The organism is Nitrospira sp. CMX1 (assembly GCF_054902215.1).
The window spans coordinates 1-11472 of sequence record NZ_JBUBKD010000003.1 but is presented as its reverse complement, the minus strand read 5'-3'; the positions used below and the strand labels follow the sequence as shown (position 1 = coordinate 11472).

Below are 11472 nucleotides of genomic sequence, written 5' to 3'. Positions count from 1 at the left end.
TTCGAAACCCGTCATCCACCCCACTTGCCTATACTCCTCGCACTTCACTGCGTACAATTTTGTCGTGCTGAAGAATGCGCCTTTTATCCCCTGCTAGCCGGCAGTTGATGTTCCAGTGATAAGTCCCACTTTTCCCCTAGCGCGGCGTCCCAGCTGTCTGGTTGCAGCTTCATGTGTCCAGCTGCAGGGGTAAAGGTTAACTCGCCAAAATAAACTCTTCCGTTCACATTATATAAATCGACGCGTACAAACCCAAAACCAACCGACAGCTTTGATGCAACGCTGATCATCTCTTCAAGGTTTGCTGGCTTTGTAATCGGCCGTTGAGAGCGGCCCTCTTTGTTGGTGAGGTCTAAGAGAGTCCATGTTTTGTCATAAAATGAGCTCATGTCTCGTGCATGGTTGATTACTTGAATGAGTTCTGGCTCTCCGTTGAAGCACCAAAGCTTATAGTCAAGAGGAAGACTTCCATCTGGATTTTCAAGGCATTCTTCAATCATGACCCCTGGTTTAATTCCATAGTATTGATACTCTCGTGCGTTCCAATAGTAATTGTTGCCCAACCAGGCAGAGGCCCTGTTGATGAGCTCAGTTCGATCAGTAGGATTTCTAACCACGATCACCTGTTGGCTTGTATGACTTGGCTTCATGACGTATCGTGTTGGAAGTCTGCTAAATGGGATGGTTCGAGGGTTGTCGCCATACCACAATAGCCTGATCAAGTACTCATCTCCTAAGGTGTTTGCGACGTGAGTTCTCGCTGAAGATTTATCGGTCAGCTGTGTAAAGATAGGATTGAGGCTTCGATTCCAGGAGACCATTCTCCAGAATAGTTTTTCTGTAAATGTCTTCGGGGCCTTCATGTTGAGAGATTTGCCGTGTATCCGATGATATCGCGCTAATAGAATAGCCTCTCCTTCGGATTGGCGAAATAGAGTGCGCTTCGCTTTTCGGGTACCCTTGTAGAGCTGATGGACCCATGTGCCACGCAACCGGTCTTGAAAGTTGGAGTTCCATGTTATGGGGGTAGAATAGTTCATTTCCTATGGCCCCTTTCTTGTAAATGTGCTTCCCGTCTTTTACGGGCCGCAGTCCCGAACCGATGGGATTTTTCATTAGAGGCTACAGATCGGCTACTCTAGTGTGAAGGCAAGGATGGTGCCTCCGAGTCAAATTCTTGAGTTCATCTATGCTTCTTCTGCCAATACTCCTACAATTTCAATAGGCTTGCACTGGCTGGCTCATGTCTAGAGGAATAGAATGGTCACAAGCATTGGTGTGCGCTTATGTAGAGATGTGTATGGATTGGGATGCGGATGTTATTCCAGAGCACAGTGAAAGGTCTGTGTCTCATTTATCGGGAATGCGAGGTTTGGAAAGGCCAAAGAACCTACTCACAAACAGCAGAGCTCTTGCCCTGACTACACAAAACTGAGCACGGAATCATTGTGATCACCTTCATGGTAGCGATGCATGCCTCTAAGTCTTTGTCAGGTCGTACGTACAATACGTCGCCCAGTACTCCCTCGTTTCTCTCTGCTGATGTTGCTAGCTTAAAATTCCACAAAGACTCCATCGGAGGCGTGATTGCCGAGAGTGTCAAATAATGGCTCTCTGTAACTGTCTTGAGTAATGAGAATTTTAGGAGTTAGTGTCTTGCTGCCATCGGAATCAAATATGGGATCATGGTGGAAGGCACTCCTCCATGAGTTGGAAGAATAGAATAAATTAATTTAGCTATGTGTTTACACGGTATTGACTATAAGTCTGTAGTAGTGTAACCAATGGTTACCATGGTGACTCGTGATGACATTGCTCTTGGGGTCTATCTCAGGCAGACGGCCGGTGAACGTCTCGGCATTATCGCCGTTGTGCATCAAGTCGGAGCCAGCTGGTCTGGTGAATGGTTCTTCCAGGTCCGGTACCTGAGTCGCCCGGCGGGCGTGAGTAAGCGAGCCAGTTCAGAATGGAGCTCCAATCTTCGTGAGACGGATCTGGTCCATTTCGAACTGATTGGAGCATGGATTACGGCGCAGGCCTTATTGGCAAGCGGCCCGTCTTCTCTCAAGCCAAAGAAACCGCCACGGGTCCCGGCATGGATGCGAGGGATTGGACGACCCAATCAGCTTCGTCTGTTTGAAGATTTCTAGTCGTCACCAGGAATCAAGTCAAAACTCAGGAGTAGGATTTCTTTAAAAGCCAGAATCACCCATGGTTGCTTCTTAGGGTCTGTTAACACTGCGGATCATGTTTATGCGCTACTGCGCACAGTGAACTCACCAAGGCTCACTGTAAGGGGGTTCTTGTTTTTCCTGAGAGGGTGTTGAGGAGGAGAACCAAGTTCTTGGGTCGGCTGGGCTAATTCTCTGGAACAGGATTTCGGCCAGTTTGGATACGAGCAGCTTTGATTGCGACCATGCGACGAACAATGTAGCGTGCCTCATGCCAGATTTTCTCAGGTACGTCGTCGACGGGCATACTGCTCTCGCAGTGGGGAAATTCTGAACTACTATTCTGATTGGCTTTCACCGGCATGACTGTTGAAGCGAGATCGGTTGCAGTGACTCGGCGTAGGATGTCTTCGAGAGATGGAAGAGACGATTGTGGTGGAAGCGATTCGCTAGAGGGTTGCGTAGCTCTGGTTTGATGGGGGGGGGCGTGGTCGGCGGTTTGCGACATCCACATGAGTCCGAGTTTGTGCCGAAGGAACTCGGCAACCCAAGCTTGGTCTTCCGGCGCGATCTCATTCGCTTCAATGGCAAACTCCTGCTCCTTGACCCAGAGCACGATCGCACGATGAATACAGAGCGGGGTGGATCTGTCTGGGATTGACACCTTCAAGGTCAGTTGCGTACCTGGGACAACTGGCATTGCCCCGGTCACTCGCCAGCCGCGGGCAGTGAGATCTAGGACTGTCCCTTCCGCGAAAGCTGTGCCATCTCCATACAACACTGGCCAGCTCACTGGAAACCGACTATGTCGCCGTATGGGATCTATTCGGTTACTCATGGGCGCTCCCTGTATCTGTGCTCATCAAGTGGTTCATGATAAGAAGGGTAGCGGGGAGAGTAGCTGAGCGCCTTCCTCGAAATATTTACCTCAAAAGAGGGGGTATGGCCTTAAGCAAACAGCATTCTTACGGTAGGGGATTTCGTTTTACAGAGCTCGAAACATAAGACAGTGGATCGTGCACTGTTTGTATGGTTGATGGCAAAGTCGGAAAGAGTGATGGACTGAATATAGAATGGCTCTCTGGGATTAGACCGGCCGATTGTGTACACCGTACATTGACAGACTATTGTGCCAATAGGCAAAGGGAGTCTAGACGTCCCATCTCTTGGTAGAATGACGGATGGTAGTCAGAGCGAGGAGAATCTATCAACAGTCATGATCCTTGAGGGGTGAATTACTACGAGCATCTAAGTCGAGAGGAGTTGTCGCCATGCAGAACCCTGTACTCCGAATAGCGGGTAGCCTGATGCTCCTGGTAGTGATGATGGGTAGCGTGCCCAGTTCCGTTCTTGCTCTTCCCCCGGTCCAAGGAGAAGTGATTTCCCTCACAACGGGGGTTCCTGGAACAATGGTGATTCGGGACGACAAAGGGCAGCTTCATATCCTGAATCTTACCCCACAGACTCAACTTGGGGCCCGGTTCAAGGTGGGGGACAAGGTGCTCGCCTTTTTCAGCCCCTATGGCGTCAGTGCAGTCCAACTCCAGGGTGCAAATCGGTAGCAGGGCTTGTGTGAGCAATTGTCATGGTTCCGGACGTGCGTTTCTCTCATACATACAGCGCAGCCCTCAATGCCGTGCTGTTGTCAGAAGCCCTACAACGCCGAGAAATATCCCTAAGATGACAAGGAATGAGGATGTGTCCGGAAGACTAGGATCCTGAGGCGGTGCCCACTCGATGCCGAGGCCAAGCGCAATGAGGATGGCACTCAAGACCAACATCACCTTCCATCGTAGAGTGAGGCAGTGATTTTTCTGAGTATCCTCTTCCAGTCGGTCGCCTGGCATTGGGCCTCCTAAAGCTGATGATTCACCAGCATGGCGAACGGAACCGACGATGGTCAAGGTAAAGTCTTGCCCTTGTCGGGAGCTCCTCCAAGAGCGTATCTTTACGACCGGTCAGATTGAAGCATTCAAATGAGCGTTGCATGGAGAGCTTAAAAAAAGGCTGGGCGTGGTTCTGGAGGCAAAGTGTCCTCAGTAAGGTTGCTATCCTGGGCCTTCTGGCTGCTTTTGTCCCTTTCGTGCTTCCTACGGTCGTGGCCTGGTTTAGGCCGACGATGATTCATGTTGGAGTCTCGTTCTACACCTATGAGCGTGGTATTCAGCCGCAGGGTATGAATACGCTGTATTTTTTTGAACGGCGTAATCTCGTCTCCGACTGCAGCATACGGCGGGAAGAACAGTCTGTCCAGAATGGACGGGCGGTGACGCTCGATCCACAGGGCTGGGTACTCATCAAACTCCTGCTTGAAAATGTGTCCAGTCGTGATCTGACGAATCTCCGCGTCGGTGTGCGGTCTCCTGCCATCAATCAAACGACGCAGTTGATGGCCGCTCCCGCTTTGGTTGTGACGGGTCATAAGGAAGCACCGCCCGATGTGAAACCATTGTATGTGATCTCGATCGCGACGTTGCCGGCAGAAAGTTCGGTAGTTGTGACGTTGAAGACACCCATCGACGACAATCTGCGTGATTTTATTTACGTCAAACGTCGTCCCGTGACCATCCAGGTTCCATACGTCTCGGCGGAGCAATTCAGAGAGTATCCCCCGATTGTTTCACGTACAAATGCCGTCAAAATGTTAAATCGTGAGGGGGTCTTACGGATCCGCAATGACGGCTTTTCTGATGAAACGCTTCAAGTTACGATTCTCTCTTCGAGCGAGTCCACTCGGGAGACCAGAGAGATCTCGTATCGTCCCCTCCCACGGGCGAAAACTTGTTCGGAAGCGGAAGCGGGCGCGTGGTGATCGTTGCGGTGAATGCTGAGGGCTCAGGAAAGAAGACAAATCATCCTGGCGGTGATGCTGGGTGAGAGGGGCTCTTGTCGTTGACCAGGCTTTTCCCGGCTGATTCTCCAGCTAGCCACCCTGTTGTCCAGGCCCATTGAAAATTAAATCCTCCAATTCTGCCGTCACAATCGAGTAGTTCCCCAAGAAGATAGAGCCCTGGAACCAGTTTGGATTCCATTGTTCGATAGTTGATTTCCTCCAGTGGAATCCCTCCGGCGGTGACTTCCGCTACGTTCCATCCACGGTCACCAATAATTGGAAAGTGAAACCGAGTGAGTGCATTCAGCAACCGATCTCGGTTGAGGCGCGGGACTTGGGCAACCGCTGTCTGTGGCTCGCAGGACAGGTGATGGCAGAGGGATTCGGCAAAACGATCCGGGACTAAGGATGACAGCGTTCGAACCAGTGAGCGCTTGGGATGTCGAGCGGACTGGGCCATGAACCATTCTCGAAGCTCATTTGCTGAGTGCGTGGGAACAAAGTTGCCGTACATTTCAACGGCGGCGCCTTGCCTTGTTGCCAGAGTCCAGAAACGGCTGGCGTCTAGGACCACCGGACCACTGATTCCAACATGGGTCCAGAGGAGGCTTCCCCTACGTCGGTCCACTTCTCGTCTGTCGACCTGCGTGATGAGCTCCACCTTATGGGATAGGCCTGAGAGGGTAGTGTGAAACATGGAGGGGGCAAGCACCAGTGGAACCAAGGCCGGTGCGGTTGGAGTAATCTGATGTCCAAGCCTGCGTGCCAGCTGATATCCGAATCCATCACTTCCGCTTCTTGGTAACGACTGCCCCCCGGTGGCAAGCATGACGCAGGAGGCATGTGTCATACCGTGGCTGTGTTGTACCAGAAACCCAGCCTTGGTTCGTGAAATCTCATGCACCCGGTGGTCCTGACAGATCGTCACATTGGCGCGTCGAGCACCATCGATCAATGCATGGAGAACAGTGCGCGCATTGTCAGTTGTGGGAAAGAGCTTGCCCGCCGGTTCATTCTTCAGCTCAACCCCCAGCGAGGCAAACCAGGCGATCGTTTGTTCAACCGGGAAAGCGGCTAGCACATTTCGAATGATGTTGCGATTTCCAAAAAAATCTTTTGGCGTGACGACATCATGTGTCACGTTACAGCGTCCGCCACCCGAGACCAGAATCTTCGCTCCGAGGTGCTTCGCGCCATCCAATAGGAGAACGCAAGCATCACATGCTTCATGCGCAAGCGTTTGCGCGGCAGCGATCGAGCAGGTCAGACCCGCGGCGCCTGCGCCCACGATGACGATCGTGGCAGGGTGGTCAGTTATGTCATCACGCGCCTTCATCATTGCGGGATCCGTTGCAGGGACACTGAGCGGTGTGTCCTGGATGAAGCGGTGCGACACGTCTCGAGATGAGGTTTGTAGATAACCCGTTCATGGTTCTGTGCAAAATCCTGAAAACAGAGAAAGAAGTTCCGTCTCGGCCAGAGATATCGGAAAGAACATTAGATAGTTTTAACTGACCGTTAACACGACGTTAATGTTTCAGTGTTAAGAGTGACAGGTCGTCATTATCAGGAGGAGGAACTCCATGACCTGTCGAAAATGTAAAGGGCTGATGATTCAAGAGCGTCAACCAGCGGTGTCTTCCAGTACGGTTATTCTTCGTTGTCTTAACTGCGGCTTGATCATTGACCCATTGATTGAGCTGAACCGTAGTAACCACATGCGAGCAAAGGCCGCGTAGGGGGCCATCCGTTCCCCCTGCTACGTGACGGGGGGATCGACAGTTTGGATGGAGTGGGTGTCGCGTGCGCGGTCAGATCGAAAACTCTGCCCACAAAAATGTATGGTCGGACGGTTCTTTCGCTCGTCGCGGCTCGACATCCACATCCGCCCGCACACATTGTTCAGCCAGTGGTGCGGTCGCCATCATATGATCAATCCGCCATCCTTTGTTGGCTGCCAATGAGCTGGGCGCACGGTAGTCCCAAAACGTGTACTGCTGACGAGTTGGGTATAATTTTACGAAGACATCCTCAAATCCCCACGAGATGGTCTGCTCATACGCCTTCCGCGCGGCTTCGTGATAGCAAACATGGTTCAGATGTTTCTCTGGACTATGGACGTCCATCGATCGAGGCGCAACATTCATATCCCCGCACCAGATAGCAGGTGCCCGGGGCGATAGGTGTTTGTCGAAATATTTTCTGAGGCGTTCGTACCAGGCTAGCTTGTAGGCATATTTCGGTGAATCGATTTCGAATCCCTGTGGCACATATGTATTGATAATGGGAATTCCATCAATGACGACTCTCAGCAAGCGGGAGTCGTCCGGCTCCCCGCCATCATCAAATCCGTAAAAGACCGCCTCCGGCTTATGACGGCTAAGAATCGCGACGCCGTTGTAAGACTTCATGCCGCGAAAGGTAATGTCGTATCCACTGGGAGCCAATGCCAGTAACGGGAACTCACTATCCTGAACCTTGGTTTCTTGAAGGCAAAGAACATCCGGCTTGTGCTGTTCGAGCCAGGCGAGGACGATCAGCAGACGTTTGCGTAAGGAATTTGCGTTGAACGTGGCAATTTTCATAGAAGATGCTCCAATCGATGCGTCGCATCCTAACAAAAGCCCTCCCGGGCAACAAGCAGAACCAAGAGCCACTGATGTTGATTATATCGGCTACCATGCGGAGTCCAGAAATCTTTAAGGATCGTACGGTTTCCCGCAGGACCGTAATCACCTGAAGGGCGGGTGTATCCTCGCCGCCATGCGAGGCCGATCCGACGGCCGAGTACAGGCTCCGCCAATTTGATCGCGATCAGGCGCTTGTGTTGGTACGTGGGGGTGAGGGCGCTGCTGGACATGACTGTGATCCCAAGCCCAGAGGCCACCATCTGTCGGATGGTTTCTAGAAGGTTTCCCTGCCGACCTTCTGTGTCGGAGCGACTAAGTTCAGGGCATGTCTCCAGGGCCTGCTGTCGGAAGCAGTGACCGGCCTGAGGCAACAGGACTTTCTCAATGCTTAATTGTCGAGAATCGAGTACCTTCTTTTTCTGCCATGGCTGTCCGGCGGGGGCACGGCTTGAAACGGTTCGTCATACAAGACGACGGTGAGGATGCCAGGTTCCTCGAAGGGCAGTGCGATCACGATGACATCGAGTGTTCCCTATTCTGACGCCGTTCAAAGATCGTCACTCCTAAGTTGTCTTCTAGTTTCTTAATGACCAGACTCAGCGCCGGCTGAGTGACGAAGGCTCGTTCGGCAGCTCGGCCAAAGTGCCGTTCCTGTGCGACGGCCATGACATATTGCAGCTCAGTACGTGTCACCCGTTTTCCTGCCGCTCGGTCCATAAGCGCGACTTATGTCAGGACAATACAGTATCAATTAGACTGTATACGGCGGGTAGGGTGTCTTTCTCTCACGCATGCGGATCGTTTTCCGACATCTTTGAGCCCAGGGATCATCCGTTCGCCTGGAATCATCGAGAGGTATGAGAAGGAATAGTCTCGGAGAGTTTATGGGTTTGCTCAAGATCAGCCGATTGAGTCAATAGGATGAGTCATGGTATGACAAGCCCCAGCTGCAATCTGGTTGAGCACTTGTGATGGTCTCGCTGGTCGTCTAGACCGATGAGCTGGAACAAGCGCAATGGGTTGAGTAGGCCAGGGATGGGCATAAACACACACATCACGTGTGCAGAGAGGAGGATGTAATGGTGCAGAAGACGATATCAGGGAGCGGGGTACTGACAGGGGTATTGGCAGTTGGATTGGTAATGGCCATGCCTCTCGTCCCTGTGATTGGTGAAGAAGGACAGGGACACAAGGCATTTGCGGGAGAACCTGTGACCTTGCCGACGATCGAGGGATTGGAGGATCCGAATACCTATGTGCCGGCGGACAACCCGCTCACGAAGGAGAAGATCGAATTAGGACGGGCTATCTTCTTCGATAAGCGCATGTCAAAAAACAACACGATCGCTTGTGCCAGTTGCCATATGGCGAAAAAAGGTTTCGCGGATGGGATGCCGGTGTCGACCGGGATCAATGGCCTCAAGGGCGGCCGGAGTGCGCCGGTGTCGTTCAATCGGGTGTATAGCAAAGCACAGTTCTGGGATGGACGGGCTGCGACGCTGGAAGATCAGTCCATCGGGCCTTTTGCAAATCCCATCGAACATGGGTTTGCCAACCATGATGAGATGGTTGCCAAAATGAAGAAGATGCCTGGCTATCGAAAGCTCTTCCAGGAAGTCTTCGGTGGGGAGATTACGATTCAGGATGTCGGACGAGCCGTTGCCAGCTTTCAGCGGACGGTGTTATCCGGGAATAGTGCGGTCGACAAGTATGACATTGGGGGAGATCAGAATGCCTTGAGCGATTCCGCCAAGCGTGGGCTTGAACTGTTCCGCGGGAAAGCGCGTTGCACGCGGTGCCATTCCGGGTTCAACTTCACAGACGAGAAGTTCCATAATCTTGGTATTGGCTGGGACGACAATAAGGTCGATCTGGGTCGGTATATGGAATCGAAGAATCCTGAAGACATTGGAGCATTCAAGACACCGACGTTGCGAGAAATTTCCAGGACTGCACCCTATATGCATGATGGTCGTTTCAAGACCTTGGAAGAGGTGGTGAAGTTCTACAACCGGGGCGGCGTGAAGAATCCGCACCAGGACAATACGATCATCCCGTTGGAACTGACGGATGAGGAGCAACAGGATTTGGTGGCGATGCTCAAGTCACTCAATGGCGAGGGATGGCAGCATATTGCCCCGCCGAAGTCGTTTCCGAAGTAACTCGAGCCATTCACAGTGATGAAGAATGGGGAAGGGCCATCTTGCGATGGCCCTTTTCTTTTAGGCCCGAGGCACAGACTCATGATTGTTCAAGTGGAGAAGATAGCGACGGAGAATGGCCTGCTCAATGCGGGAGCGCCCCCGGTCCGGGGCTGGGAATCGGAGTACAAGATGAATCTTGCCGGATTCCGGCAGTTGAATGGTGATACGCGGTTCCGGGGAAGGAGCCTCGAGCAGATTCGCTTGTTCCAAGAGCTTCATGTGCCGGACGGCTTCTTCCATGAACGGCGCACATTCGATTTTTGCCGCTTCCAGAAGCATGCGCTCCGATCGCTGCCAATCCTCGTCGTTCTTAATGGGGACGAGCACCGTATAGAGCCCGTACTCCTGTTCGGGGTTTTCTTTGATCAATGGGTTCGTGAAGAGCAGACTATTGGGGAACACGGTCACGCGCCCTGTGTACAGATGAGCGGACTGTCCAGGGCCGATCTCCAATAACTTCGTGGCGAACATATCATGATCCAACACCACCCCTCGGTGGCCCGCGATCTGAATTCGATCGCCGACAGCATAGGCCTTGCCACCCATCCGAAGTGCCGCACCACTCCAACAGAGAATCAGCTCTTTGGTCGCCAGGACCATCGCGGCGGCCAACGCGACCAGTGACACTGCAAGCGCCTGCAGTTCGTGTGCCCAGATCATGACCAGGCCAATGAGGAAAGCGAAGACGGCGGAGTTTCTCGTCGTGACCACCCATCGACGTTTCGATTCCATCGAGAGAGTCGGGTTCCCAGCGATCCACCGCACGATCAGCGTTCTGGTGGCGATCACGGTCAGCAGCAGAATCAGCGATTTCAAGCTGTCCAGTGCCATCACACTGTCGATGGGGAACCATTGGCTCTGAGGCACGGGTATCCTCTATTTGGCGATTAGTGTCTCGCGGGTACCAGGAACGCATTCTTCTCGGTTCCAGGTCTTAAGAATCTTCTCTTCGGAGAAGGTCAGGATATAGCGGTAACAATAGAGTGTCTGCTTGGCGGTCTCTGCCCCCTTGCCCATCATGCTGGTGATTGAGTGAGACGCATCACCAAGCATGGAGGACCTCCATGAAGTCAGGTCCTGCTCGCTGAGCGGGAAACGGTAGGTCCAGAGGCTGTCTCCGCCAAGCGCGGGCGTTTTTGCAGTGTGTGGGGGGCCAAGCCGCTCACGGATCTCTTCTTGCGTCAGCCGGCCAACCCCTTTCTTGAGATAGACATCACGCCAGGGTCCGCCACATCCAGAGATGCTCATCACGAGTGTGATAAGCAGAGACCACAAGAGAAGATGGAAACAGGTGTTGTGGATGGAAGACATCGAACCGAGCATGCTGGAGCATACGCTACACTGGACGATCGCCAAGTGCAACTCTCTTGGAATCTTCTGTCGTAGCATGGTTCTGATGGCCACAAACCGGTGGGCGACTGGATTTATATGCGACTTTTCGGTACCTTACTCCGCGAGGGGAAGCAATGGGCGCACGACGAATTCTCACCGTGATTCTCGCTGGTTGGAGTTTCCTGTTTCTGGCCGATCGGTTTGCTGCGGCAACTGAAAGCCGGGTTGTGAAGCCTGACGTGCTTCTCGTCCAGGGGAAACCGCAGGATTTCAATGGGACTAACGGCGAAACCAAACCGGGA

The 11472-nt window shown here is 52.6% G+C and carries 14 protein-coding genes; 5 read left to right on the top strand and 9 right to left on the bottom strand.

What is annotated here, in order from left to right:
- Positions 1-83: 83 nt before the first annotated feature.
- Positions 84-863 (bottom strand): ATP-grasp fold amidoligase family protein, encoded by a 780-nt coding sequence (locus tag ACYX34_RS00365; RefSeq protein ID WP_462074568.1) that lies wholly within the window; start codon positions 861-863, stop codon positions 84-86.
- A gap of 930 nt (positions 864-1793) precedes the next feature.
- Between ACYX34_RS00365 and ACYX34_RS00360 the strand changes: the two genes are divergently transcribed.
- Entirely contained in the window at positions 1794-2150 is a 357-nt protein-coding gene (locus tag ACYX34_RS00360; protein ID WP_462074567.1) for a hypothetical protein, read from the top strand.
- Positions 2151-2358: 208 nt separating this feature from the next.
- On the opposite strand, the gene ACYX34_RS00355 is transcribed toward ACYX34_RS00360, so the two are convergent.
- Positions 2359-3009 carry a PilZ domain-containing protein gene (locus ACYX34_RS00355; protein WP_462074566.1) on the bottom strand — a complete coding sequence of 217 codons (651 nt, stop codon included), beginning with the start codon at positions 3007-3009 and terminating at the stop codon, positions 2359-2361.
- 433 nt (positions 3010-3442) lie between these two features.
- Between ACYX34_RS00355 and ACYX34_RS00350 the strand changes: the two genes are divergently transcribed.
- A complete protein-coding gene (locus tag ACYX34_RS00350) occupies positions 3443-3733 on the top strand; it encodes a hypothetical protein (RefSeq protein ID WP_462074565.1) in 291 nt (96 codons plus the stop codon).
- Positions 3734-3799: 66 nt separating this feature from the next.
- Here the strand turns inward: ACYX34_RS00350 and ACYX34_RS00345 are convergent, their stop codons facing one another.
- Entirely contained in the window at positions 3800-4018 is a 219-nt protein-coding gene (locus ACYX34_RS00345) for a hypothetical protein (protein WP_462074564.1), read from the bottom strand.
- Between the two features lie 140 nt (positions 4019-4158).
- On the opposite strand from ACYX34_RS00345, the gene ACYX34_RS00340 reads away from it, so the two are divergent.
- The gene (locus ACYX34_RS00340) at positions 4159-4983 is read left to right on the top strand and encodes a hypothetical protein (RefSeq protein ID WP_462074563.1); all 825 of its coding nucleotides are present in this window, start codon (positions 4159-4161) and stop codon (positions 4981-4983) included.
- A 40-nt stretch (positions 4984-5023) separates the two neighbouring features.
- Here the strand turns inward: ACYX34_RS00340 and ACYX34_RS00335 are convergent, their stop codons facing one another.
- Positions 5024-6343: a BaiN/RdsA family NAD(P)/FAD-dependent oxidoreductase gene (locus tag ACYX34_RS00335; protein WP_462074562.1), complete on the bottom strand. Its 1320-nt coding sequence runs from the start codon at positions 6341-6343 to the stop codon at positions 5024-5026.
- A 244-nt stretch (positions 6344-6587) separates the two neighbouring features.
- On the opposite strand from ACYX34_RS00335, the gene ACYX34_RS00330 reads away from it, so the two are divergent.
- Positions 6588-6743: a hypothetical protein gene (locus ACYX34_RS00330; RefSeq protein WP_462074561.1), complete on the top strand. Its 156-nt coding sequence runs from the start codon at positions 6588-6590 to the stop codon at positions 6741-6743.
- Positions 6744-6815: 72 nt separating this feature from the next.
- Here ACYX34_RS00330 and xth read toward each other — a convergent pair whose 3' ends face one another.
- The 3 genes from xth to ACYX34_RS00315 all read right to left on the bottom strand — a co-directional run bounded on the left by xth (position 6816) and on the right by ACYX34_RS00315 (position 8327).
- Entirely contained in the window at positions 6816-7589 is a 774-nt protein-coding gene (gene xth, locus ACYX34_RS00325) for an exodeoxyribonuclease III (protein WP_462074560.1), read from the bottom strand.
- Between the two features lie 29 nt (positions 7590-7618).
- The gene (locus ACYX34_RS00320) at positions 7619-8020 is read right to left on the bottom strand and encodes a LysR substrate-binding domain-containing protein (protein ID WP_462074569.1); all 402 of its coding nucleotides are present in this window, start codon (positions 8018-8020) and stop codon (positions 7619-7621) included.
- A gap of 124 nt (positions 8021-8144) precedes the next feature.
- Entirely contained in the window at positions 8145-8327 is a 183-nt protein-coding gene (locus ACYX34_RS00315; protein WP_462074559.1) for a LysR family transcriptional regulator, read from the bottom strand.
- A 386-nt stretch (positions 8328-8713) separates the two neighbouring features.
- Here ACYX34_RS00315 and ACYX34_RS00310 point away from each other — a divergent pair, with 386 nt between their 5' ends.
- On the top strand, positions 8714-9796 hold the full coding sequence (locus tag ACYX34_RS00310; RefSeq protein WP_462074558.1) for a cytochrome-c peroxidase: 1083 nt from the start codon (positions 8714-8716) through the stop codon (positions 9794-9796).
- A 60-nt stretch (positions 9797-9856) separates the two neighbouring features.
- On the opposite strand, the gene ACYX34_RS00305 is transcribed toward ACYX34_RS00310, so the two are convergent.
- A complete protein-coding gene (locus ACYX34_RS00305; protein ID WP_462074557.1) occupies positions 9857-10705 on the bottom strand; it encodes a mechanosensitive ion channel domain-containing protein in 849 nt (282 codons plus the stop codon).
- 9 nt (positions 10706-10714) lie between these two features.
- Complete coding sequence (locus ACYX34_RS00300) at positions 10715-11086, bottom strand: hypothetical protein (RefSeq protein ID WP_462074556.1); 372 nt, start codon at positions 11084-11086, stop codon at positions 10715-10717.
- Positions 11087-11472 lie beyond the last annotated feature (386 nt).